Origin of the sequence: Marinobacterium nitratireducens, assembly GCF_014645375.1 — a bacterium.
GTDB lineage: Bacteria > Pseudomonadota > Gammaproteobacteria > Pseudomonadales > Balneatricaceae > Marinobacterium_A > Marinobacterium_A nitratireducens.
On the sequence record NZ_BMLT01000017.1, the window covers coordinates 40,015 to 64,998 of the forward strand.

At 63.6% G+C, this 24,984-nt stretch carries 19 protein-coding genes; 11 read left to right on the forward strand and 8 right to left on the reverse strand.

Features of this window, described 5'->3' with window-relative positions:
• Window positions 1-40: 40 nt before the first annotated feature.
• Window positions 41-1,276, forward strand: coding sequence for a tryptophan synthase subunit beta (gene trpB, locus IEX85_RS21990; protein ID WP_188862790.1), 1,236 nt, complete (start codon window positions 41-43; stop codon window positions 1,274-1,276).
• On the forward strand, window positions 1,273-2,046 hold the full coding sequence (gene trpA / locus IEX85_RS21995) for a tryptophan synthase subunit alpha (RefSeq protein WP_188862791.1): 774 nt from the start codon (window positions 1,273-1,275) through the stop codon (window positions 2,044-2,046). The genes trpB and trpA overlap by 4 nt, the downstream gene beginning before the upstream one ends.
• Before the next feature lie 259 nt (window positions 2,047-2,305).
• Here trpA and csiR read toward each other — a convergent pair whose 3' ends face one another.
• A complete protein-coding gene (gene csiR / locus IEX85_RS22000; RefSeq protein WP_188862792.1) occupies window positions 2,306-2,995 on the reverse strand; it encodes a DNA-binding transcriptional regulator CsiR in 690 nt (229 codons plus the stop codon).
• Window positions 2,996-3,136: 141 nt separating this feature from the next.
• Here csiR and glaH point away from each other — a divergent pair, with 141 nt between their 5' ends.
• The 6 genes from glaH to IEX85_RS22030 all read left to right on the forward strand — a co-directional run bounded on the left by glaH (window position 3,137) and on the right by IEX85_RS22030 (window position 11,603).
• On the forward strand, window positions 3,137-4,114 hold the full coding sequence (glaH, locus tag IEX85_RS22005; protein WP_188862793.1) for a glutarate dioxygenase GlaH: 978 nt from the start codon (window positions 3,137-3,139) through the stop codon (window positions 4,112-4,114).
• Window positions 4,115-4,126: 12 nt separating this feature from the next.
• Window positions 4,127-5,335: an L-2-hydroxyglutarate dehydrogenase gene (lhgD, locus tag IEX85_RS22010; protein WP_188862794.1), complete on the forward strand. Its 1,209-nt coding sequence runs from the start codon at window positions 4,127-4,129 to the stop codon at window positions 5,333-5,335.
• Window positions 5,336-5,518: 183 nt separating this feature from the next.
• Window positions 5,519-6,517, forward strand: coding sequence for an ABC transporter substrate-binding protein (locus IEX85_RS22015; protein ID WP_188862795.1), 999 nt, complete (start codon window positions 5,519-5,521; stop codon window positions 6,515-6,517).
• A gap of 149 nt (window positions 6,518-6,666) precedes the next feature.
• Window positions 6,667-7,566 (forward strand): ABC transporter permease, encoded by a 900-nt coding sequence (locus IEX85_RS22020; protein WP_188862796.1) that lies wholly within the window; start codon window positions 6,667-6,669, stop codon window positions 7,564-7,566.
• Window positions 7,559-8,746, forward strand: coding sequence for a quaternary amine ABC transporter ATP-binding protein (locus tag IEX85_RS22025; protein WP_188862797.1), 1,188 nt, complete (start codon window positions 7,559-7,561; stop codon window positions 8,744-8,746). Before IEX85_RS22020 ends, IEX85_RS22025 begins: the two co-directional genes overlap by 8 nt.
• 37 nt (window positions 8,747-8,783) lie before the next feature.
• The gene (locus tag IEX85_RS22030; protein WP_188862798.1) at window positions 8,784-11,603 is read left to right on the forward strand and encodes an AMP-binding protein; all 2,820 of its coding nucleotides are present in this window, start codon (window positions 8,784-8,786) and stop codon (window positions 11,601-11,603) included.
• Between the two features lie 137 nt (window positions 11,604-11,740).
• On the opposite strand, the gene upp is transcribed toward IEX85_RS22030, so the two are convergent.
• From upp to IEX85_RS22050, 4 genes are all read right to left on the reverse strand, one after another.
• Window positions 11,741-12,376 (reverse strand): uracil phosphoribosyltransferase, encoded by a 636-nt coding sequence (gene upp / locus IEX85_RS22035; protein ID WP_188862799.1) that lies wholly within the window; start codon window positions 12,374-12,376, stop codon window positions 11,741-11,743.
• 20 nt (window positions 12,377-12,396) lie between these two features.
• Window positions 12,397-13,632, reverse strand: coding sequence for a URC4/urg3 family protein (locus IEX85_RS22040; RefSeq protein WP_229722060.1), 1,236 nt, complete (start codon window positions 13,630-13,632; stop codon window positions 12,397-12,399).
• Window positions 13,622-14,896, reverse strand: coding sequence for a GTP cyclohydrolase II (locus IEX85_RS22045; RefSeq protein ID WP_188862801.1), 1,275 nt, complete (start codon window positions 14,894-14,896; stop codon window positions 13,622-13,624). Before IEX85_RS22045 ends, IEX85_RS22040 begins: the two co-directional genes overlap by 11 nt.
• A gap of 172 nt (window positions 14,897-15,068) precedes the next feature.
• Window positions 15,069-16,211, reverse strand: a complete 1,143-nt coding sequence (locus IEX85_RS22050) for an META domain-containing protein (RefSeq protein ID WP_188862802.1) — start codon at window positions 16,209-16,211, stop codon at window positions 15,069-15,071.
• A 100-nt stretch (window positions 16,212-16,311) separates the two neighbouring features.
• On the opposite strand from IEX85_RS22050, the gene IEX85_RS22055 reads away from it, so the two are divergent.
• Entirely contained in the window at window positions 16,312-16,914 is a 603-nt protein-coding gene (locus tag IEX85_RS22055; protein WP_188862803.1) for a 2-hydroxychromene-2-carboxylate isomerase, read from the forward strand.
• Window positions 16,915-17,040: 126 nt separating this feature from the next.
• Window positions 17,041-17,532, forward strand: a complete 492-nt coding sequence (gene tpx / locus IEX85_RS22060; protein WP_188862804.1) for a thiol peroxidase — start codon at window positions 17,041-17,043, stop codon at window positions 17,530-17,532.
• A 102-nt stretch (window positions 17,533-17,634) separates the two neighbouring features.
• Here the strand turns inward: tpx and IEX85_RS22065 are convergent, their stop codons facing one another.
• From IEX85_RS22065 to IEX85_RS22075, 3 genes are all read right to left on the reverse strand, one after another.
• Window positions 17,635-19,881, reverse strand: a complete 2,247-nt coding sequence (locus IEX85_RS22065) for a patatin-like phospholipase family protein (RefSeq protein ID WP_188862805.1) — start codon at window positions 19,879-19,881, stop codon at window positions 17,635-17,637.
• 189 nt (window positions 19,882-20,070) lie between these two features.
• Entirely contained in the window at window positions 20,071-21,690 is a 1,620-nt protein-coding gene (locus IEX85_RS22070; RefSeq protein ID WP_229722061.1) for an MFS transporter, read from the reverse strand.
• Between the two features lie 534 nt (window positions 21,691-22,224).
• Window positions 22,225-23,166: a LysR family transcriptional regulator gene (locus tag IEX85_RS22075; protein WP_188862806.1), complete on the reverse strand. Its 942-nt coding sequence runs from the start codon at window positions 23,164-23,166 to the stop codon at window positions 22,225-22,227.
• Window positions 23,167-23,343: 177 nt separating this feature from the next.
• Here IEX85_RS22075 and IEX85_RS22080 point away from each other — a divergent pair, with 177 nt between their 5' ends.
• Window positions 23,344-24,939 carry an isocitrate lyase gene (locus IEX85_RS22080; RefSeq protein ID WP_188862807.1) on the forward strand — a complete coding sequence of 532 codons (1,596 nt, stop codon included), beginning with the start codon at window positions 23,344-23,346 and terminating at the stop codon, window positions 24,937-24,939.
• Window positions 24,940-24,984 lie beyond the last annotated feature (45 nt).

The window sequence follows — 24,984 nt, forward strand, 5'->3', positions numbered from 1 at the left end:
TTAACTAAACGGTATAGTTAAATTAATCAGAGAGACGGTGATGAAAAGCGATCAGGGCTTCTACGGCCGCTTCGGCGGCAGCTACATTCCGGAAATACTCCACGCCAGCCAGCGCGACCTGCTTGCCGCCTGGCAGGAAGCCTCGGAAGATCCTGCTTTCATGGCGCTCGTCGACCGCGAAATGCAGCAGTATTCGGGCCGGCCGACACCGCTGACCCCCTGCCCCAATCTGAGTCGGGCGCTGGGCGGGGCCCGGATCTACCTGAAGCGCGAAGATCTCAATCACAGCGGCGCCCACAAGATGAACAACGTCATCGGCCAGGGCCTGCTGGTCAAACGCATGGGCAAGAAGCGCATCATCGCCGAAACCGGCGCCGGCCAGCATGGCGTCGCCTCGGCGCTGATCGCCGCGCGCCTCGGTCTCGACTGCACCGTCTACATGGGCGCCCGCGACATCGAGCGCCAGTACCCCAACGTATTCTGGATGAAGCAACTCGGCGCCACCGTGGTGCCCGTAACCAGCGGCGGCCAGACCCTGCGCGACGCCCTCGACGAAGCGCTGCGCGACTGGTCGGCCGATCCCTCCGGCAGCCACTACCTGATCGGCACCGCCTGCGGACCGGCACCCTACCCGGAGATGGTGGCGCAGTTCCAGTCGGTGATCGGGCGCGAGGTTCGCCAGCAGAGCCTGGCGCAGTTCGGCGCCCTGCCGGACCGCATCTACGCCTGCGTCGGCGGCGGCAGCAACGCCGCCGGCATCCTGCTGCCCTTCCTCGACGATCCGGAAGTGGAACTGGTCGGTATCGAAGCCGGCGGACGCGGCAAGGCGCCGGGCGAACACTCGATCCGGCTGTCCGACGATCTCGGCAGCCCCGGCATCGCTCAGGGATTTTCAACCATGTTTCTGCAGGACGACCAGGGCCAGCTGATGGACACTCACTCGGTCGCCGCCGGCCTCGACTACGTCGGCGTCTCGCCAATTCTGGCGCACCTGGCAGAAGCCGGCCGGATACGCATGGACGCCGCCAGCGACGACGAAACCATGGCCGCTTTCGGCATGCTGCTGCGCCACGAAGGCGTCATACCCGCGCTGGAATCGGCCCACGCCGTGGCCGGCGCGCTGCGCGAAGCACCGCAACTGTCACCGGAACAGCGCGTCGTGATCAACGTATCGGGCCGCGGCGACAAGGATATCTTCAATGTAGCGAGCGCACTGCAGGACCCCGAATTCACGGGATTTCTGCAGCGCTATCTGGAACGGGAGGCAGGACGATGAGCGCACTTCAGAGCTTTATCCAGCAACAGCGTGGCGATCGCGAGATTCTGCTGATGACCCATGTTGTCTACGGCTATCCCAGCGTGGACGAGAGCCTGGCGCTGATGCGCGATCTGCTCGGCGCCGGGGTCGAGCTGCTGGAGGTCCAGTTTCCGTTCTCCGACCCGTCCGCCGACGGCCCCTCGATACTGCACGCCTGCCATGCGGCGCTGGTGAACAAACCTACGCTGGCGCAGTGCCTGGAGGATATCGGCGGCCTGGCGCGGGACTTCCCCGACAGCCGGGTGCTGCTGATGAGCTACCTGAATCCGCTGTATCGCTACGGGCTCGAACGCCTGCCCGCCGACGCGGTGAAAGCCGGCGTGGGCGGCTTTATCGTGCCCGATCTGCCACTGGAGCTGGCCGACTCCTTCCGCGCCGCCTGCCAGGATGCGGCGGTGGAGCCTGTCTGGATGCTGACGCCGGAAACCCCGGAATCGAGGATGCGGGAAATCTGCGCGGCCGCGAGCGGCTTTCTGTACTGCGTCAGCCGCCGCGGCGTAACCGGCAAGGGAACGGGCGCTGAGCAACCGCTCGATGACTACCTGGCGCGCATCCGTACCGGCACCGACCTGCCGCTTGCGGTCGGCTTCGGCATTCGTAGCGCCGACCAGGTCCGAGCGCTGACCGGCAAGGCCGATATCGCCATTCTCGGCTCGGGAATTCTCGATGCCTTCAACGACGGCGGCCGGGCGGCGGTACGGGATCTGGTGAAGTCGTTGCGGGGCTGAAGGAAATGGCGGACCGGGCGGCACTATCTGTAGGTTGGGTCTAGGTCCGAAGGACCGTAACCCAACACCCGAGATTTCGGGATTGCCAGATACCGACCGACACCAATCGATCTGGAATACGATCGATTTGACGGGGTTCGCGATGCCCGAGCCCTGCAGTGAACCTGAACCTCGCTGCGATGCGTTGCTAACCATGGCGGTCATCCTCCGGTCCGGTGTTTCATTGGGGAGGGGCGGTACCGGGCCTTGCGCCGTACCCTCAATCGGCGACAAGGTGCGCGTCGCGCACCACCGCGGTGATGATGGGTACGGGCGTCTGCAGGTGCTCGAGCATCATCTGTGACGCCCGTGCCGCATCCCGTGCGAGCAGCACTTCGACCAGTGCTGCATGCTCCTCGCGCTTGTGCGCCAGCGCCTCGGTCGAGAATACCGTCTGACGCAACCACAGCTGGCGGTAGCGCTCGGCCTGCCCCATCAGGCTGGCGCGCGCTTCCATCAGTTTGTCCGAGCCGCAACCCGAAGCGATGGCGGTATGGAACGCCTGATGGCGGCGGTCCCACAGGCTCAGCATTTCCTCCGGACTGCGAATCTCCGCCACGCTCGCCAGGGTATGGGCGCTGGCAATCACCTGTGCCTCCCAGTGCTCATCGCCACGTTCCACCGCCAGCCCGACAATCATCGCTTCGAGGTGCGCCCGGGCATCGTAGATATCCTCCAGCTCCGCCAGCGACATTTTCGCCACGCGATAGCCGCGCTGGCTGATCGCGGTCACCAGACGCTCCGCCACCAGTTGCGACAACGCCTCGCGCATCGGGCCGGTGCCCAAGCTGTAGCGCTCCTTCAAATGACTCATCAGCAGTTTTTCGCCCGGGCGAAAGTGCCCGGCAACGATATCCTGTTTCAGCCGGTCGTAAGCCGCCACGGCCTGGTTCTGTCGTTCGGTTTCCATCTCGCCATCCCATCGCGCTTATCACCGCAGGATTATACCCATTCAGACGCTTTGTCGCCCACACATCGATATGTTGACGAAAAATAAAAATGTCGATATTTTTAAAAAACGACGATATTAACCGACAGAGACCCGAGAGCCATGACACAAGCGGCCACACCCCTTTACGCAAACCCCGTCGACGACACCGGATTCAGCCTGTCCCCGAGCGCCCGCTCGCCGCGGCTGCTGGAGCTGCGTTTTCATCCCGCCACCGTGAAACAGTTTCTCGACCAGGTCGCCGACCTCCCGGTACAGGCACTGGAGTACAAATCGTTTCTGCGTTTTCGCGCAGCGAAGATTCTCGACGACCTGTGCGGTAATCAACTGCAGCCGCTACTCATCGAAACCCTGGTGGACCGCGACAGCGGTGCCCTGCTGATCACGCCGGAGGGCCTCGACGACGCCGGGCAGGCGGAGGATATGGTAAAGTTCACCACTGCCGTCGCTCACCTGTTCGGCCGCTCCAACTTCGACGCCATGAGCAGCCAGTACTATGCTCGTTTCGTGGTCAGGAACGAGGACGACTCCGACAGTTACCTGCGTCAGGCGCACCGGGTCATGGAGCTCCACAACGACGGAACCTTCGTGGAGCAGCGCACCGACTACGTGCTGATGCTGAAGATCGACGAGCAGAACATGGACGGCGGCGATTCGCTGCTGCTGCATCTGGACGACTGGGAACATCTTGATCGCTTCAGTTCCGACCCGATGGCGCACAGGGTGATGCGCTGGGCGGCGCCGCCGAGCAAGAACACCCGCAGGGATGTCTTTCACCCGGTATTCGGCAGCGATAACCGCGGCCGCCCGGTGATGTCCTACATCGATCAGTTCGTGCAGCCGAAGGATTTCGAAGAGGGCAACTGGCTGGCCGACCTCTCCGAGGCCCTGGAAAACAGCCGGGGCAGACTGTCGGTACCGGTGCCGGTCGGCAGCTTCCTGCTGATCAACAACCACTTCTGGCTGCACGGTCGTGACCGCTTCACCGCCCATCGGGGCCTGCGCCGCGAGCTGATGCGCCAGCGCGGCTATTTCACCCACGCACAGACATTGCCGGGCGCCAGCGCCGACAACGGCTGAAGGGAGAATGACTTGTACGATTTCATCATTATCGGGGGCGGCATCATCGGTCTGTCGACCGCCATGCAGCTGCTGCAACGCTACCCGGACCGCAAGGTCGTAGTGCTCGAAAAGGAAAGCGCCCTGGCGGCGCATCAGACCGGCCACAACAGCGGGGTGATCCACGCCGGGGTCTACTACACACCCGGCAGTCTGAAGGCGAAGTTCTGTCTCGAGGGCAACCGGGCGACCAAGGCATTCTGTGACGAGCACGGCATCAGGTACGACGAATGCGGCAAGCTGCTGGTCGCAACCAATGCGCTGGAGATGGAGCGCATGAAGGCGCTCTGGGAGCGCAGCGAAGCCAACGGTCTGGAACGGGAATGGCTCGAGGCCGGCGCGCTGCGCGAGCGCGAGCCGAATATCACCGGCGTCGGCGGTATCTTCGTGCCATCGAGCGCCATCGTCGACTACTCCGCCGTGACCGCCGCCATGGGCCGGGAGTTCCGCCGGCTTGGCGGGGAAATCCGGCTCAACTGCGAGGTCACGGCGCTGCACGAATCCGCCACCGAGGTGCGCGTCACGACCGCTGCCGGCGACTTCAGCACGCGTTATCTGCTGTCCTGCTCGGGCCTGATGGCCGACCGTGTGGTCCGCATGCTCGGCATTGAACCGGACTTTCGCATCTGCCCGTTCCGCGGCGAGTACTATCGTCTCGCCCCGGAACACAACAGCATCGTGAAACATCTGATCTACCCGATACCGGACCCGTCGATGCCTTTCCTCGGGGTACACCTGACCCGCATGATCGACGGCAGTGTGACGGTCGGCCCCAACGCCGTGCTGGCGTGGAAGCGCGAGGGCTACCGCAAGAGCGACATCTCGCTGCGCGACAGCCTTCAGACCCTGGGCTATCCGGGCATTCGCAAGGTACTGCTACAGAACCTGAAACCCGGACTTGCAGAGTTGAAGAACTCGCTGTTCAAGGGCGGCTATCTGGAGCAGGTGCGCAAGTACTGCCCCTCGCTTGACAAGGCCGACCTGCTGCCCTACCCGGCCGGCGTCCGCGCCCAGGCGGTCTCGCGCGACGGCAGGCTGGTCGACGACTTCCTGTTCGTCAACAGTGCCCGCAGCATCAATGTCTGCAACGCCCCTTCCCCTGCGGCCACCTCGGCGCTGCCAATCGGCCGGCATATCCTCGAAACCGCCGCCGAACGTTTCGGGCTCGGCGCCGGAGCCTGAATCCCGCTGCACCGGGCGACCGCCCCGGTTGCAGCACGCCTCCCGCCCTCCCCCAAGGCAAGCGAACGGGTATCCCTGTCTGTTCGATTGTCACCCGCCCTCAGCCATTTGCGGGCAAAAACTGTTTGTTCTGCAATAATTTACCCAGATGTCGCTTCCCCATCGCTTATCAAGGAGAAAGATATGAAGGCTCTGATCGGCGCACTCCCGCTTGTACTCGCCGCCACTTTCGTCCAGGCCGCCGACGACTGCGGCCGCGTGACCATTGCAGACATGAACTGGAACTCCGCCACCCTGATGGCCAACGTCGACCGTTTCATCCTCAGCAACGGCTATGGCTGCGATGCCGAACTGGTCCCCGGCGACACCATGCCGACCGGCACCTCGATGACCGAAAAGGGTGAACCGGATATCGCGCCGGAGCTCTGGAGCAACTCGATGAAAGCGGCGCTGGAAAAAGGCGTCGAGGAGAAGCGCCTGCGCATCGCCGGCAAGTCGCTGTCCGACGGCGGCGAGGAAGGCTTCTGGGTGCCGCAGTACATGGTCGACGAGGACCCGAGCCTGGCCACCATTGAAGGTGTCGTCGCCCATGCCGACCTGTTCAAGAACCCTGAAAATCCCGGCACGTCCGCCTTCGTCGGCTGCCCGGCCGGCTGGACCTGCCAGATCACCAGCGGCAACCTGTTCAAGGCCCTCAAACTCGGCGAAGCCGGTTTCGAGCTGATAGATCCGGGTTCCGCCGCCGGCCTGTCCGGTTCCATCGCCCGTGCCTACGAGCGCAAGGAGCCCTGGTTCGGCTATTACTGGGCGCCGACCGCGGTACTGGGCAAGTACAAAATGGTCAAGGTCGACTTCGGTAGCGGCGTCGACGAGGAACACTACGTCAACTGTATCAGCGCTGCCGACTGCCTGGAGCCACATGTCACCATGTATCCGCCGGCACCGGTGCACACCGTCACCACCGAGGGCTTCGCGGAGCGGGCGCCCGGCGCCTTCGAATACCTGAGCAAGCGTTCCTTCACCAATGCCCGGATGAACGAAATCCTCGCCTGGATGGAAGACAACCAGGCCGACGGCGACTTCGCCATGGAGTATTTTCTCAAGAACTACGAGGACACCTGGACAGCCTGGGTTCCGGACGACGTTGCCGGCAAGGTCAAAGACGCCCTGGCCAACCTTTAGGCGTTGAATACTGCATTTGAATCAGGCCCCCACACCGGTCATTGATGGGTTGCGCCGCTCGACCGACCTTGCGTACCGATCGCAGGTCCCACGGCGGCTCCACCCATCCTACGGCTGCACTGTTGCGCCTGTTCTCCCGGAGGTAACCTATGGCCGATACGTCCTGGCTCAGGGAATTTCCCCAGATGGACCGGATGGACCTGCTCGAAATCCGCAAGACCCTCGATAGCGCCTACCGCGAATTCTCCCGCAGCTACGGCGACAGCATCGAATCCTTTTTCGATCCGCTGCTGCACTTTCTGGTGTGGTTCGAGCAGCTGCTGATCAACTCGCCCTGGTGGGCGGTGATTCTGGTGGTCACGGCGCTGGTCTACGCCGCCACCCGCTCCTGGAAACTGTCGTTGAGCGTGGTTGTGTCCTTTCTGCTGATCGGCTATTTCGGCATGTGGGAAGACACCATGAGCACGCTGAGCATCATCACGGTCTGCACCCTGATGTCGATCGTGCTCGGCATACCGATCGGCATTCTGATGGCACGCTCCGACCGCATCCGGTCCTTCGTCACGCCCGTACTCGACATCATGCAGACGATGCCGGCCTTCGTTTACCTGATTCCGGTGGTCATGCTGCTCGGCATCGGCAAGATACCCGGGTTGATCGCGGTGGTGATTTACGCCATTCCGCCAGTGATCCGCCTCACCAACCTCGGCATCCGTCTGGTCGACCCGGAGGTCATGGAAGCGGCGACGGCCTATGGCGCCAGCCCCATGCAGCGGCTGTTCGGCGTGCAGTTGCCCCTCGCAATGCCGACCATCATGGCCGGCATCAACCAAACCATCATGATGGCGCTGGCGATGGTGGTGATCGCATCGATGATCGGCGTCAAGGGGCTCGGCCAGCCGGTACTGAAGTCCATTACCAACCAGTACTTCACCCTCGGCCTGTTCAACGGTCTGGCGATCGTCGCCCTTGCGATCATCTTCGACCGCGTCTCCCAGGCCTATGCCCGCCGCACCCAACGGCACTCGAATGGAGGTCGCAATGTCTGACGCGCTGATCCGGGTCGAGGGGCTTTACAAGGTGTTCGGCAAGGACCCGGCGTCGGTCATGCCGCTGGTGCACGAGGGCCGCTCCAAAGACGACATCCTCGCCGAAACCGGCCACACCCTGGGCCTCAAGTCGATCGATCTGGAGATCGCCAAGGGCGAGATTTACGTCATCATGGGCCTGTCGGGATCCGGCAAGTCGACCCTAATCCGCCATTTCAACCGTCTGATCGACCCCACCGAAGGACGCATTCTGGTCGAGGGCACCGACGTCATGCAGCTGTCGCCCAGGCAGCTGATCGATTTTCGTCGCCACAAGATGTCGATGGTATTCCAGCGTTTCGGTCTCCTGCCACACCGCTCCGTACTCGACAACGTCGCTTACGGTCTCGCCATCCAGGGCGTCGACCGCAGCAGCCGGGCGCAGCAGGCGCAGCAGTGGCTCGAGGCGGTGGGGCTTTCCGGTTACGGCGAGCAGTACCCCGCCCAGCTGTCCGGCGGCCAGCAGCAACGGGTAGGACTGGCACGCGCGCTCTGCACCAACGCCGAAATCCTGCTGATGGACGAGGCCTTTTCGGCGCTGGATCCGCTGATCCGCAGCGAAATGCAGGATCAGCTGCTCGCACTGCAGCAAAAGTTGCACAAGACCATCATCTTCATCACCCATGACCTCGACGAGGCCCTGCGCCTGGGCGACCGCATCGCCATTCTCAAGGACGGCGCCCTGGTACAGGAGGGCACGCCCGTCGACATACTGCTGCACCCGGCCGACGACTACGTCGCCGCTTTCGTCAAGGACGTCAACCGGGCGCGGGCGCTGACGGTGGAAACGGTGATGACCCCGGCACAGTGCTGCATCGAAGGCGATTCGGTGCAGGCGGCACTCAAGGCACTGGAGCAGGCGGGTCGCGAGTACGGTTTCCAGGTCGCGGGACGTCAGTATCGCGGCACTCTCAGCCGGCGCTCGCTGGAGCAGGCCCCGGGTGATCATATCGACGCCAGCCTGCTCGAGACGGTTGCGACGGTTGCGCCGAATGCGCTGATCGAATCGGTGATTCCCGACACTCTGGAAACCCCCGGCCCGCTGCCGGTGGTCTCAGAGGACGGAAATCTCTGCGGCGAGCTGTCCCGCGCCAGCCTGGTCGAGGTGCTGGGTGACGGCTCGCGCCGCAGTGCCGCCTGAACCGGCGCCGCCCTCCCGGGCCTGAACAGGACTGAACATGATGGCGACCGGCCCCGACGCCGACATCCGCGCGCAACTGCTGCAACTGGTGGATCAACTGTGCACGGAGCTTCGCTCGCAGGGCCTCGACCGTCCGGTCGAGCTCGACAGCCGACTGGAGCAGGATCTTGGCCTCGACAGCCTCAGCCGCGCCGAGCTTTTCAGTCGCATCGAGCAGCGCTTCGGCGCCGCCCTGCCGGGCCAGACCTTTGCCGAGGCCGAAACCCCGCGCGACCTTTTGCGGGCGCTGCAAAACGCCAGCCCCGTTGCCGTGCCGCCGCAAGCGGCGCCGGTTACGGCCGATAACGGCGACAGCGTTGCCGGCCTGCCAAGGCATGCCGGCACACTGGTGGAAGCCCTCGCCTGGCATGTCGAGCACCATCCGCAACGCACCCATATCCATTTTCACCGGGATGCCGACGACGGCGAGCAGCTCAGCTACGGCGGGCTCTGGCGCGAAGCCTGCGCCCTCACCGCAGGGCTGCAGCGCAAAGGCGTCGAAGCGGGGCAGAAGGTCGCGCTGATGCTGCCGACCGGGCGCGACTACTTTATAAGCTTCGTCGCCATCTGGCTGGCGGGCGCCACGCCGGTGCCACTCTATCCACCGCTGGGCCGGCGTCAGCTCGAGGACCAACTGCAGCGCCAGGCCGGTATTCTCGACAACTGCCAGGCACGGCTGCTGATCGCACCCGCGGCCGCCCAGCCGCTCGAGCCACTGTTAAAAGCCCGGGTCGGTGGCCTGCAGGCGCTGGTGCAGCCTGCAGACCTTGCAGCGGACGCCGACCAGGCCAGGATCCTGCCCTGCGCGCCCGGCGACATCGCCCTGCTGCAGTACACCTCGGGCAGTACCGGCAACCCCAAGGGGGTGGTGCTCAGCCACGCCAACCTGCTGGCCAATATTCGCGCCGCCGGCCAGGCGCTACGGGTCGACAGCCGCGATGTTTTCGTCAGCTGGCTGCCGCTGTACCACGATATGGGGCTGATCGGCGCCTGGTTCGGCAGCCTCTACCATGCCGTGAGGCTGGTCAGCCTGCCGCCACAGGACTTTCTGGCCCGCCCCGCGCGCTGGCTCGAGGCGCTGCACCGCCACCGGGGCACCCTGTCCGCCGCCCCCAACTTTGCCTACGAGCTTTGCCTGCAACGCGTTCCGGAACCCCTGCTCGAGGGCCTCGACCTCAGTGCCTGGCGCCTGGCCCTGAACGGCGCCGAAGCGGTGAACCCCGCTACCCTGGAGGCCTTCTCCCGACGCTTCGAACGCTGCGGCCTGCAGCGCACCACCGTCTTTCCGGTGTACGGCCTGGCGGAATGCAGCGTCGCCCTGGCCTTCCCCGAGCCGGGCCTCGAAGCCGTCATCGACCGGGTGCAGCGCGCGCCGCTGATGCGCGAGGGCATCGCCGAGCCGGCAACGGCCAGGGACAGCGATACGCTCGAGTTCGCCTGCTGCGGCCGGGCGATACCGGGACATCGCATTCGCATCTGCGATGACAGCGGCCGCGAACTGCCGCAACGCCGGCAGGGGCGCATCCAGTTCCGCGGCCCGTCGGCCACCAGCGGCTACTATCGCAACAGCGAGGCCACCGCCCGGCTGTTCGAAGGCGACTGGCTGGAAACCGGTGATCTTGGCTACCTCACCGCCAACGGTCTGCACATTACCGGCCGCAGCAAGGACCTGATCATTCGCGCCGGGCGCAACCTCTACCCCGAAGAACTGGAACGGGCGGTGGGCGAAGTGCCGGGGCTGCGCCGGGGCCGGGTAGCGGCGTTCGGCATCGACGACGCCGGTACCGAGCGCCTGATTCTGATGGCCGAGTCACGGACCCGGGACGAGCGGTTGCAAGAGCAGCAGCGCCGGGATGCCGCCGCAGCGGTCAGCGCCCTGATCGGCGAGCCGCCGGACGAGGTGGTACTGGTGCCCGCTGGCATACTGCTGAAAACCTCCAGCGGCAAGATTCGCCGCAACGACTGCCGGGAACGCTATCGGCGCGGCGACTACCGGATTCGTCCGCCCTGGCGGCAAAAGATGCGCCTGCTGCTGACCACCCTGAAACCGGCCGGCAGGCGGCTGAGCCGTCGCCTGGGCCAGCACCTGTTCGCGGGCTGGGCGCTGGTCACCGGCATACCTCTGGCCCTGATCGCGGCGCTCGCGCTGCTCGGCCTGCCGAGCGTCCGCTCGCGCTGGCGTGCGCTTCATCGCATCACCCGCCTCTGGGCCAGGCTGACCCGCACACCGATACGGGTACGCGGGCTGGACAACCTCGGCGGCGGTGGCGCCTGTGTCTGCGTCGCCAATCACTCGAGCTATCTCGATGCCTTCGTATTGCTGGCGGCCTTGCCGGAACCACTGGCTTTCGTCGCCAAGGCCGAGCTGCAGGAGGCCAAACTGCTGCGACCGCTACTGGACCGGCTCGGGATCCGCTACGTCAACCGCCGGGATCCCGAGCAGGGACTGCTCGACGCCCGCGATGCCAGCGAGCACCTGAAACAGGGCGCCCGGATGCTGTTCTTCCCCGAAGGCACCTTCGAGGACAGCGCCGGCCTGCTACCCTTTCACACCGGCGCCTTCGTCTGTGCCGCCGAGAGCGGCACGCCGGTGGTGCCGATCGCCATTCGCGGCACCCGTCCGATACTGAGGGGCGACAGCTGGTACGCCTACCATGGCGCGCTTGATCTGGTGATAGGCGCGCCGATTTCCGGTGATCCGGGCAAGGCAACCTGGGAACAGGCCCTGGCGCTGCGCGACAGGGCCCGGGCGCATATCCTGCGCCACTGCGGAGAGCCCGACCTGGCGGGCAGCTCTGGATCTTTGGAAAGCACCTGACGTGATCCGGATTCGCCCCGGGCAGTGAAAGGCCGCCATACAAGCCCATGGCGGCCACGCCTGAAAGATATCCTGTCCCGATCCCCCCGATTGCAGCAGCGCTGCAGGAGCGCAGAACCCGTTTCGTTACACGCCGGTCACCGGGTGCCGAACATCCGGTCACCGGCATCCCCGAGGCCCGGCATGATGTAACCATGATCATTCAGGCCCCGGTCGATGGCGGCCGTGTAAATCGGCACATCGGGATGGGTTTCCGATAGATTTCTGATCCCTTCCGGCGCCGCCAGCAAACAGACAAAACGAATGGAGCGGGGACTGGCTTCCTTCAAGCGGTCTATCGCCGCCACCGCGGAGTTGCCGGTCGCCAGCATGGGGTCGAGCACGATGGCGTCGCGCTCGTGCATGCTGTGGGGCATCTTGAAGTAGTACTCCACCGCCACCAGGGTTTTGGGATCGCGATACAAACCGACATGCCCGACCCGCGCCCCCGGCACCACATTCAACATGCCGTCCAGAAAACCGGCCCCCGCCCGCATGATGTTGACGAACACGGTTTTTTTGCCGTCGATCACCGGGCTTCGCATTTTCTCCAGCGGTGTTTCGATTTCGATTAATTGGGTCGGCATATCCCGTGTGACTTCATAGGCCATGAGCATGCTGATTTCATTCAGCAAACGACGAAAACTGCTGGTGCTGCGATTCTGCTCCCGCATGAGCGTGAGTTTGTGCTGAACGAGTGGATGGCTGATGACATGGACTTCGGACTGACTCATGTTGGCATTCCCTTCTTTCGCTAAAAAACCGTACCATCGCTTGCAATCAGCAGCGGCGGTGTCCCGCCTTCGCGCAACTGGCGGGCAACTTCGCGCCCCGCGGCCCAGGTGCCCCCTTCCAGAATACAGGCCAGGGGCATTTCGTCCGCAGACATCTGCAATTTCTGACGTACCGCTGGAGCGAGTCGGTCAATCAGAGCGACCGTCAGCGCCCGCCATTCGATGATGGCCTCATCGGCGGCACTGTACTGACGCGCGAAAAAATCGGCCTGTCTGGGAACGATGACCCCCATATCCAGCAGTAATCCGCCGTTGCGATATTCCGGTAAACCGGTGAGCCCATCCAGATCGGTCAGGCGGATACCGGCCCACTGAAAGGGCTCCAGCAACGAATAGGTAAGCCACTGGCTAAGCTTGTGAAAGGGCACCCAGCCGGCAGACTCGCCTTCCCCGCCCGCCAACGGGTGACGCCAGCAATCCCCGAGGGCTTCGTCATTGAGCCTATTGCCGGTCAACCAGATGGGACTCAAATGTTCGAGCAGGGCCTGCAGCACGCAGGCGGCAGGGAGCTGGCCGAGCTGACCATTGCGCGTCAGCAGATCGAACAGACATCCCGGACGCCCCCCGGCGCCAAACACAGCGGGACTGGCCGACAGGCAGTGTCCCAGCCGCTGCAGTAACTGCACGCGCCCTTCCAGCCCCACCAGCGGATTGGCATCGCTGACCTGAAAAAGTCCCGCCAGATCCGCCACTTGGATCCGCTTCAGCGCCTGGGCATCGACGCGGTAAGGATCATCGCGCCGTGATGAGAACACGCCCTGCATAAAGCCATGGAAGCTGGCAACGCCCAGACCTTCGGAGCGAACGAAGGTTTTGCCGCTGTCAGCTTCCCGGTAGCGCCATTGCGCGCCGGCACCCGCGTCCAGCAACACACTGACAAGGGTCAGATCGATACACGCCCGTGCCCGGGCAGCAGAGTCGAGATGCGCTAGGCACGCATCCAGAGCGGCTTTGCGATCCACACCGCCCGCTTCGAAATGTCGCCACCGGCTGTGGTAGGGAATGTTCAGATCCGGATATTGTCTGCGGGTAACGGCTTCCACCTGGCATGCGACAGCATCGAGTTTTTCCAGCTGCAGATCAAAATACCCAGACTCACCCGCTTCGACCGCGCGCAGAATATTGGAGCAGCGCTCGCGAATGGTTGCGGGAGAACGCAAACAGGCAACGGCACTGGCCGTGACGTTATTTATCAAAGCCGCGGCCCTTGGTGCCCGCCAGTGCGTCGGCATCCGGCACGGTCCCGTCGGTGTAATAACCGGCCGCAATCTTCGCCTCGATTTCCACCTGGGCGTCTTCCGGGACCAGTTCTTCGGGAATCTTGACCCGTTCCTCCACCTCGATACCGCTGTCAGTGATGGCGCGGTACTTGTCGTTGCTCATGCTGACCAGGCGATGGATCGTCCGAATACCCAGCCAGTGCAGCACGTCGGGCATCAGTTCCTGAAACCGCATATCCTGAACACCGGCCACGCATTCGGTGCGCAGAAAATACTTGTCCGCGCTGTCGCCGCCGACCTGCCGTTTGCGTGCGTTGTACACCAGGAATTTGGTCACCTCACCCAGCGCGCGGCCCTCCTTGCGACTGTAGGCGATCAGCCCCACGCCGCCGGTCTGGGCGCCGCGCACGCACTCCTCGATGGCGTGGGTGAGATAGGGCCGGCAGGTGCAGATATCCGAGCCGAACACATCGGAACCATTGCACTCGTCGTGCACGCGGGCGGTCAGGGTGACGTCGGGATTGGCCAGATCGCGGGGATTACCGAAGATATACAACGTTTGTCCGCCGATGGGCGGCAAAAACACTTCGAAATCGCTGCGGGTCACCAGCTCCGGATACATGCCGCCGGTTTCCTCGAACAGGATGCGCCGCAAATCCGATTCGCTGACGTTGAATCGCTTGGCAACGCCAGGCAGCCACCACACCGGCTCGATGGCCACCTTCGTCACGACGGCCGAGCCGTTCTCCAGCAGGATGCGGTTGTCGGGGACCAGGCGCTTGAATGCCAGTGCGTGATGAATTTCCGGCAGATTGATGTGCGCCTTGGTGACAGCGATGGTGGGCCGGATGTCGTAGCCCTGGGCTATATAGTCGGAAAACACGTCGGCCACGCTGGCGCCCCAGGGGTCGATCGAGACGATCTTCTCTGCGCCGGCCCACTGGGGATTGGGGCCGATAACGTCGGTGGGTGAGGTATTGGTCAGGTCGGCCTTGTGGTCTTTCAGCAGGGTGCCGGCCGCGACCGCCAGCGCGCGATAAACGCCGTAACTGCCGCTATGGGCGCCAATGACGTTGCGCTGGCTGCGGTTGGTGGTAGTGCCGATGACAGGTCCGCGCTCCGCGGCGCTGGCGGCTCCCCAGTGAATGGCGGGGACACCATCGGGGCCTTGCCCTTCGGGATGGCTGGTCAATCTGATATGCCGCGACTGCTTGTGTCTTCCGTCCTTTCCAGTGCTCATGAGTACAGCTCCTGTATCGAACAGCAGGTTTTTCAGTATAAACCTCTCGTTATTTAGCACCGAAAATGGATAAGCGGCAAGGCATAAATACCCTGTAGATACTTCCGGCGCAGGGCGCCTTCGGCGCCGTTCGGTGCGCCCACTGGCAGCGCCGATCGCGCCTGGACAGGGTTCAGTCGCCCCAGATCACCGCATCCGGGATCTCGTAGCGCTCGTTACCGACGCCGATCAGGTGCAGGCCACTTTCCGTGTCGGCACTGAAGGCCGGATAGCCATCCGCCTGGCTGGTATCGGCCCCGGTCGCCTGTCCCCTGCTGAAAAAGATGGCCCGCCGGGTACCATCGGGCCTGCCGACCACCACAGTGGCGAAGCCACCGCCTGAACGGGCGACGCCGTAGTCGCAGCGGGTCATGGATTGACCGCGATGCCAGGCACAGGGCACCTGACCGGTGGCGTCGAAATGCTCCTGCCCCGCCCGGTACGCCGAATCGTCGGGCCCCGTCGCGACGCTGCCATCGGGCGATACCGCGGGCCGGATGGCATCGGCGGCCACATAGCCCCGCGGCCCGCCGCCAAAGGCTTGAACGTCGCACCAGAACTCGCCGTCGATGGCCTGACACCCCAGGTTGGAAAGAATCGTGCCGGACAGGTAGGTCAGGATGACCTGGGCTCGATGGGATGGCTGCGCCATCAGGCCGGTTTGACCGGTCACTTCCCAGTGACGAGGGCCTCCTTCATCGGGCGAGACATAGTCGCCAGCGGCGCCTGAATCTGCGCTATCGGGCTCCCAGGCAAATATACCGCCGTCCGCCATCAGGCTTAGATAGAGGTTGCCGTCTTTCAGCAGGTAGCCGCGCACGTAAGCCGACTGGGCGGCGATCATCCCGTCCATGCCCGGCTGCGTGCAGAGCGCCTGGGTCACCGCCAGCATGCCGAACTCGAAACGGCCGCTGCGCGCATCGGCGGCAGGCTCCGCGGACCAGCTACCGGTGGCGTGGTTGCAGTCGAGGCGCAGGCTGGCGCTGCCGTCGGCGTTCAATCGCAGGGTGTAAAGCGACGGATCGGCCGGGCGCCGGGTTCCGGTGTTATCGTCCATGGACTGAAATTCAAGCAGGCGCCAGCGGGTGTCCGCCAGCGATGCCGGCACGGCCTGCCGTTGTTCCGAGACCGTCACACCGCCCGATGGAGCGTCCACCGAAGCGCAGGCGGCGACAAGCGCACCCATGCCGGCGGCCAACAGCAACCTGAAGGCCGCGCCCCCCTCGCCAGTCGCAACCGGCGCTCGCCGCGCAGCTAACCGAAGGGGCCTTTCCATTTCGGACTCCCGATTGCATCAAACGGATATATTATAAATCCTGCTAGACTGCCTGACCCACGAAAATTCAAATCGACCCACAGGAAGCCGCGAGATAACAATGCAACCCCAAATCGACTACTACTTCGACGCCCAGTCTCCCTTCGTCTACCTGGGCCACGCCCTTCTGCTGGAGATTGCCGCCAAAGCCGGTGCCGTTATTCACTATCGCCCGGTTAAGCTCGGTCCAGTATTTGCGGCATCCGGCGCCAAGCCGCTGGCCGAGCGCGCGCAGTCGCGGCGTGATTACCGCCTTCTGGAGCTTTCACGCTGGTCGAAGAAACGCGGCCGCCCCCTCAACCTGCAGCCGCAATATTTCCCGGTCGATTCGACGCTGGTCAATCGCTGTATCGTCGCGCTCCAGATGGGCGGCGAAGATGCGTCCACCTTTGTCGACCGCGTCCTGACCGCCTGCTGGAACGAAGAGCAGAATCTTGCCGACCCCGAACTGATACGTGACCGCCTCGTATCCTGCGGCTTCGATGCCGACAGGGTGCTGGAGCAGGCGAATTCGCAGGCTGTGGAAGAGCAGTATCAACGCGACACCGACCAGGCGGTGGCACTGGGCATGCTCGGCGCGCCGGCCTACTTCGTCGATGGCGAGCAGTTCTGGGGGCAGGACCGCCTCGAACTGCTCGAGGACAAGCTTGCCGAGCTCGCCTGAACAGCCTCCGGGGCCAGCAGGACGCCCAGCTGCCGCCGCCCCGGCCCCGCAGTCTGACCCAACCGAAAAGTGCTATGCTCTTTTCACTCTGCAGCCCAACCCCAACGAAGAACAAGGATACAGACCATGGCGAACATTACTCTGCAAGGCAACCCGGTCGAAACCTGCGGCAACCTGCCGGCCGTCGGCAGCCAGGCCCCGGACTTCAGGCTCGTCAAAGCCGACCTGAGCGAAGTGACGCTCGGCGATTACAGGGGCCAGAAACTGGTGCTGAACATTTTCCCGTCGATCGACACCCCGACCTGCGCCACCTCGGTGCGCACCTTCAACCAGAAAGCCGCCGACACCGGCGCCAGCATTCTGTGCGTATCCGCGGACCTGCCGTTCGCAGCCGCGCGTTTCTGCGGCGCCGAGGGCATCGACAAGGTCGCCACCGGCTCCACTTTCCGCTCCGACTTCGGCAGCGACTACGGCCAGACCATCACCGGCGGCCCGCTGACCGGCATCCTCGCCCGTGCGGTGGTGGTGATCGACGGTGACGGCAAGGTCCTGCACACCGAGCAGGTTTCGGAGATCGCCGACGAGCCGGACTACGACGCTGCGCTCGGCGCCCTCTGACAGGCACTGCGGGCGGACGCCGGGTCGCCCGCCCTCCCCCGTGAATCCCTTTCAGCGTTGCAGCCCCGCGAGCGAACTGTTGCAGAATGACAAGGCTGCAAGTCAGCGCACCAGGGTGCGACCCAGGTTGAAGAAGACCGCGCGGTGTCCGCCCTCGGCAAGGCCCACGCCAAGATAAACCGGGCCAATGGGTGTATCGGCGCCAAGGAACAGGCTGCCGGCAAAGAGACCGTCGTCACCGATATCCTGCTTGTCCTCCCAGACACCGCCATATTCCGTCGAGCCGCCCAGATACCACTGAAAATAGGGTAGCGGATCGAAACGCCGGTAATAAACGGCCGTCAGCACCCCCGCCTGCTCGCCGCTGAGCTGGTTGCTGGCAAAACCCGACAGACTCAGCAGCCCTCCCAGCCTGAAACGGTCCTGTATCGAAGCCTCGCCATCCAGGGTCGTGCCCAGCCAGCCGCCGATGCCTGCGATATGGCCGTTGCCCAGCGGATAGAAGCCGGTCCCGTAAAGCTCGACCTGGTCGAAGTCGCCGTCTCCACCATACGCCTCCCGGGCCGCCGCATAGTCGATGCGCCCAAGCCAGCCGGACTGGGGGAAGTAGAAATTGTCCAGCCGGTCGAGATAAATGCGGGCAAACAGTTCCCCGGTATCGAAATCGAACTCGGGCCAGCCCGGGGTCCCGGTCTGCAGCTCCACATCTCCGGTCAGATACCGATACCCCAGCCGACCTTCGCCGTAAACGCCGAACTCACGCCCCATGGCAAGCTCCAGCAGCGCTTCGTCAACCACGAAGTCGGCCAGGCGCTCGGGGTTCTGGCCGTCGTAGAACGATACGATCTGCTCTTTCGCCGCGACCTGGGCGTTGACGAAATAGCGCGACAGCGGATCGAGAGGCTGATACCACTCCGCCGAGACGAGCGGCTCCCGGCCGACCTGCAGCCGCGTGCGGATTTCGCCGCCGTATTCGTTGATACCGGTACGCAGATAGCCAAAGCCGAGGTTGTAAAAACTGTCACCTTCCTCGTTTCCGGACAGCGTCAGACCCAGCTGCAGATAGTTCGGTCCCCAGCGCCGCGCGCGCGCCCGCACCAGCAGGCCGGTCAGGCCATCCTTCTCCACCAGGTCGTACTCGACGGTCTGAAACAGCTCCAGTCCGTAGATATTGCCGATATCCCGCTCCAGACGGTCGCGATCGAGCGGACCGCCAACCGGTTGATGCAGGCGCTCGCGTATCAGGCTGTCGCCGACACCGGAATCGTTTTCGATGTCGATGAAATGCACCACCGGACTGGCGCGGTCCGGGGTCTCGCCGAGCGCAAGCCGGTAGCCGCGATAGGCGTCGGGCGCCAAAGACAGCCGCGCCAGCTCGTCGCGGTGCCTGCCGGCCGCCTTTTCGCCCAGCGCCACCGCCTCCACCGAACGCTCGAAGTCGGCGCTGGTGATGTCCGCAAGATCCGGCACGATCAGAATATCCTGATCCGTCAGCGTCGCGATCTGACGATCGGCGTTGCTGCGCGTGAGCATATTGGTCAGCTGCGCCGTGATACCGAATACATCCTCGACTTCTTCCGCCGACAGGTAGGGAGAGCTGATATCGACCGCAATCACGATATCGGCCCCCATGCTGCGCACCACGTCGATGGGAATATTATTGGTGATGCCGCCGTCGACCAGCAGCTTGCCATCGATTTCCGTGGCCGCGAAGGCGCCCGGTACCGCCATGCTGGCGCGCATGGCGGTCGCCAGGTCGCCGGAGCTGAGCACCACGCTCTGGCCGTTGCCGAGGTCCGAGGCTACGGCGCGAAACGGAATTCGCAGATTGTCGAAATCGGTTTCGGTCGAAACCGGCAGCGTCAGTTGCCGCAGCGCAAGGTCGAACTTCTGTCCCTGTATGGCGCCGGTGGGAAACTTCAGCTCGCCATCGTCGGAGATGCCGGGCTTGGCCTTGATCAGGTATAGATCATCGTCCCGCTTGCGGCGGAACGAGCGCTCCTGACGCGGTGGATCGTCACTGAAGATATGCTCCCAGTCCATGGCGGCGAGCGCGTCCTCGATATCGTCCGGCGCCAGCCCCGAGGCGTAAAGCCCCCCGACGATAGAGCCCATGCTGGTACCGGCGATATAGTCGACGGGAATTCGCTGCGCCTCCAGCACCCTCAGAACGCCGACATGGGCGGCGCCACGCGCGCCACCGCCGCTGAGCGCCAGGCCGATTCGCGGGCGTTGGGCATCGTCGCCGGCCAGAACCTGCGCCGCCGGCATGCAATACGCCGCCAGGCAGAGCAGTACTGCAAGACTCCAGTGAATACAGCGATTGAGCAAACAGCATCTGCACAGCATCTAAGCAACTTCCTGTCGATTCCGCCGACCTCTATAGAAACTAGTGTACTGTTTCACCCTAATAGATACTTATAGAGCCCGCCAATTCGTGTCCAGCAAGGCGCCGATCGCCGGGAATAGTGGGGCGGCAACGCAGTTGGGCGCGAATTAGCGACTCGCTATAAGTGCCTTTAAGGATGAAACAGTACACTAGCCTCGTTTGACCCGGCGGGCGATAAAATGAGAGATCACGGGCGGCGTATCGCCGATATGGAAGGAACGCTTGCGCTTCCAGAGCGCCTTGTCGTGCGCCGTGATCCGCTCATGCTGACGCAGGTGTTCGACCCAGGAGCCATCGACAAAATACTCCACGAAGCGTCCCGGTATCGCGGCATCCTGGAACAACTCCCACGACAAGGCACCGTTGCGCAAGCGGTTGCGCCGGCTCTCCTGCATCAGGATCACGAAGTCATCGGCCCGTGCCGGGTCGATGCGGTACTCGATCTGCACCATGACCGGTTCGCGATGCGGCTCCACGGGTACCGAAAGCTCCGGCATCTTCCAGTAGAGATCCGGCGTCAGGTCTCGCGCGACCGCGGATTCGAGTGAAATACGCCGCACCAGCAGCAATACCAGCATCGCCGACAGCGCTGCCACGATCAAGCTGGTGCGGATGTCGGTCAGGCTGGCCACCTGCCCCCAGAGCGCAGCACCGCCGGCCGTACCGCCCATCATCGCCATCTGGTACATCGACATGCCCCTCGCCCTGACCCAATCGGGGAGTGACAGCTGAACGCTGATACTGATGGAGTTGGCGGTGGCCAGCCAGGTCAGTCCGGCCACCAGCAGCGCCGGCAGCGCCAGCCAGAGATTCGGTGCCAGCGCCAGGCACAGGGTGGTCAGGGCATTGATCAGCGCGCCATATTGCGCCACCTGATCGCGGTTCAAAAGCGCCCGGACTCGCGGCAGCAACAGGGCCCCCAGGATAGCGCCGCCCCCCATGGTCGCCAGCAGCAGGGTGTAGGTACCGGCGTTGCCGCCGGGCAGCTGCTTGGCGACCAGCGGCAGCAGCGCAATACTGGCGACCGAAAACAGGAAAAACGAGGTGCTGCGCAGCAGCAGGCCCTGGAACTCGGGCGATTGCCGGAAGTACTGGAGGCCCACGCGCATCGCGCCAAAAAAGCGCTCGGCCGGCAGCGCGCTGACCTTGCTGGGACGGTTCCAGCGTAACAGCACCAGCGCCACCAGCACCGATAGCACGGCATTGAGCATGAATACCCAGGCGCCACCGGCCGTGGCGATAATGGCACCGGCGATGATCGGGCCGATCACGCGGGCACCGTTCATCGCCACGCCGTTCAGCGCCAGCGCCTTGCCCAGTTCGAGCCGGGGCACCAGCTCCGGGACCAGCGCCGCGAACACCGGCCAGCGCATCGCAAGACCGATACCGTTGAGGAATGTCAGCAGCAACAATGTCATAGGCGTCAGGGATCCGCTCAGTGCGATAACGCACAACAGCGTCGCCACCGATGCCACCCAGACCTGGGTGAAGATAAAGTAGCGCCGGCGATCAACGATGTCGGCCAGGGCTCCGCTGGCCAGTCCCAGCAGGAAGACCGGCAACGTCGAGGCCGCCTGGACCAGCGCCACCAGCAGCGGCTCGTCGCTCATCGACGTCATCAGCCAGGCAGCGGTGGCATCGTTCATCCACATGCACAGGTTCGCCGTCAGCCAGGCGCTCCAGAGCATGCGAAAAACCGGGTGGCGCAGCGGCGTCCAGGCGGAACCCGGGACGGTATTGGACGACGGGGGGGCTGAAGACGATAACAAAACGGCAGACTCCTTCGCCAGATTGCGGCATGTCGGCACAGTATACGCCAGCACGGCGATTCAGCCTGGTACCGGCTGCAGCGATCCTTGTATGCCACGGCGCAGGGCGGACAGCGCCTGCCACGGCTATGGGAGAACGATCGGGGTCCGTGCTGGCGGAGGCAAAGGCGCCTTCGCCGCCTATGGTGGGTTGCGCCGCCACTTGCAGGGTGCCATCCGGCAAGCGCCTGCCATCGACTGAACGTCCCTGCTATTGCATCGCTTGCCCCATCCTCTCAAAGCTGCCCCCTGTAGGTTGGGTCAAGCGACGCAGGAGCGGACCCAACACCTGGACGCCAATCGACCTGTACGGCGATCGATATGATGGGTCCGCGATGCCCGGGCAGTGGTGCAACCTGAACGCCCATGCAGTTGCATCGCTTGACCCATCTTACGCAACTATGACCTCTCAGGGGCTCGAGTTCTGCGCCACATCGAGGATCAGCCGGCGGATCCGTGTTCCCGTTGTATGGCCGCGGTGCTGCTGCAGCTCTATCAGGGTGTAGAGTTCTGCGCCACATCGACGATCAGCCGCCTGATCCATTCGTGCGCCCGGTTCTGCTGCAACAGCGGACTCCAGGCCATTTTCAGCTCGAACTTGGGGATTTCGAACGGCGGCTCGCGCATCTGCAGGCGCGGGTTGTCCCGCTGCAGCAGCGCCGCCCGGCTGGGAATGGTCGCCACCAGGTTCTTCTGCTCGGCCATCCGGGCCGCGGACTGATAATGCCGCGTGAACACGTTGATATGGCGCTGGCGGCCGAGTTTTTTCAGTGCCTCGTCGACCCAGCCCAGGCGCTTGATGTCCTGCGGCGTGATCCCCATGCTCGCGCCCATGCCGGTCTTGCTGACCCAGATGTGGCCGGACTGCAGGTAAGTCTCGAGGCTGTAGTCCGCAGCGATCGGGTTGTCGCGGCTGAACAGACAGGAGAAGCTGTCGAGCCAGAGCGTTACCTGGTGAAAGGCCTGCGGCATACTGTCGAAACGGTTGATCACCAGGTCCACGTGCCCCTGCTCCACGTCCTGAAAGCTCAGGTCGCTCGGCGTCAGGACGTCAAGCACCACCCCGGGCGCCTCGTCGGCCAGGCGCTCGAGCACCAGCGGGATCAGGGTGGACTCGCCGTAGTCGCTGGTCATGATGCGGAAGACCCGGTCGCTGGATGCGGCATCGAACTGCACATTGGGTTCGACCGCCTGCTCCACGGTGGCGAGCACGCTGCGAATCACCGGTTGCAGCGACAGTGCGCGCTCGGTCGGCATCATGCCCTCGCTGGTACGCACCAGCAGTGGATCGGAAAAGGTTTCGCGCAACCGGCGCAGGCCATTGCTCATCGCCGGCTGGGTGATGCCCAGCAGGCTGGCGGCACGGGTGACGTTCCGCTCGCGCAGAAGCACGTCGAGATACACCAGCAGATTCAGGTCCAGACGTTCCAGACTCATGCTCCGGCTCTCCCCGCAAAGCCAGTATTCATCGACATTTCAGACAAGCATTTTCCTCCTGAATAATTCAAATAGAACCCATTTATTTCAAAAATAACACAAAGGCCCGTAGTATGGATTTCGAAACAATTACTACAGGCCGGGACAACGGCCGCCATCAATACCGAGGGATCAACAATGTCATACCGTGATCAGATCGACGCTATCGCCAGCCTGAAAGCCGCCATGGGTGACGGCTGGAAAGCCATCAACCCGGAGTCTGCTGCCCGCATGAAGCTGCAGAACCGTTTCAACACCGGTCTCGACATCGCCCGCTACACCGCCAAGATCATGCGCCAGGACATGGCTGACTACGACGCCGACACCGCGGCTTACACCCAGTCGCTGGGCTGCTGGCACGGTTTCATCGGTCAGCAGAAGCTGATCTCCATCAAGAAGCACTTCGGCAAGACCGACAAGCGCTACCTGTACCTCTCCGGCTGGATGGTCGCTGCACTGCGCTCCGAGTTCGGCCCGCTGCCGGACCAGTCCATGCACGAGAAGACTGCCGTTTCCGGCCTGATCGCCGAACTGTACACCTTCCTGAAGCAGGCTGACGCCTGGGAGCTGAACCACCTGTACCGTGACCTCGACGCCGCCCGTGAAGCCGGCGACAAGGCCAAGGAAGACGAACTGATCAGCAAGATCGACAACCACGAAACTCATATTGTACCGATCATTGCCGACATTGACGCAGGTTTCGGTAACGCCGAGGCAACCTACCTGCTGGCCAAGCAGATGATCGAAGCCGGCGCCTGCTGCATCCAGATCGAAAACCAGGTATCCGACGAGAAGCAGTGCGGTCACCAGGACGGCAAGGTTACCGTTCCGCACGAGGACTTCCTCGCCAAGATCAACGCTGTTCGCTACGCCTTCCTCGAACTGGGCGTCGACGACGGTGTCATCGTTGCCCGTACCGACTCCCTGGGTGCCGGCCTGACCAAGCAGATCGCCGTGACCAACGAACCGGGCGACCTGGGTGACCAGTACAACAGCTTCCTGGACGGTGACGTCATCGAAAGCGCCGACGATATCGCCAACGGCGACGTCGTGATCAAGCAGAACGGCAAGCTGGTCCGTCCGAAGCGTCTGGCTTCCGGCCTGTTCCAGTTCAAGCCGGGCACCGGCGAAGACCGCGTCGTGCTGGACTGCATCACCTCGCTGCAGAACGGCGCCGACCTGCTGTGGATCGAAACCGAGAAGCCCCACGTCGGTCAGATCGCCGCTATGGTCAACCGCATCCGCGAAGTCGTGCCGAATGCCAAGCTGGTTTACAACAACAGCCCGTCGTTCAACTGGACCCTGAACTTCCGTCAGCAGGTATTCGATGCCTGGACCGAAGCCGGCAAGGACGTATCCGCTTACGACCGCGCGGCGCTGATGAGCGTCGAGTACGACGAAACCGAGCTGGCGGCCGAAGCCGATGCCCGCATCCGCAACTTCCAGCGCGATGCATCCCGTGAAGCCGGCATCTTCCACCACCTGATCACGCTGCCGACCTACCACACCGCCGCCCTGTCGACCGACAACCTGGCCAAGGGCTACTTCGGCGACGAAGGCATGCTGGCCTACGCCGGTGGTGTACAGCGCCGCGAGATCCGCGAAGGCATCGCTACCGTGAAGCACCAGGACATGGCCGGCTCCAACATCGGTGACGACCACAAAGAGTACTTCGCCGGCGAAGCCGCGCTGAAGGCCGGTGGTAAAGACAACACCATGAACCAGTTCGGTTAATAGGTTAAAACCGCTTTAACATCAACACCCTGCAATACAGTGCAA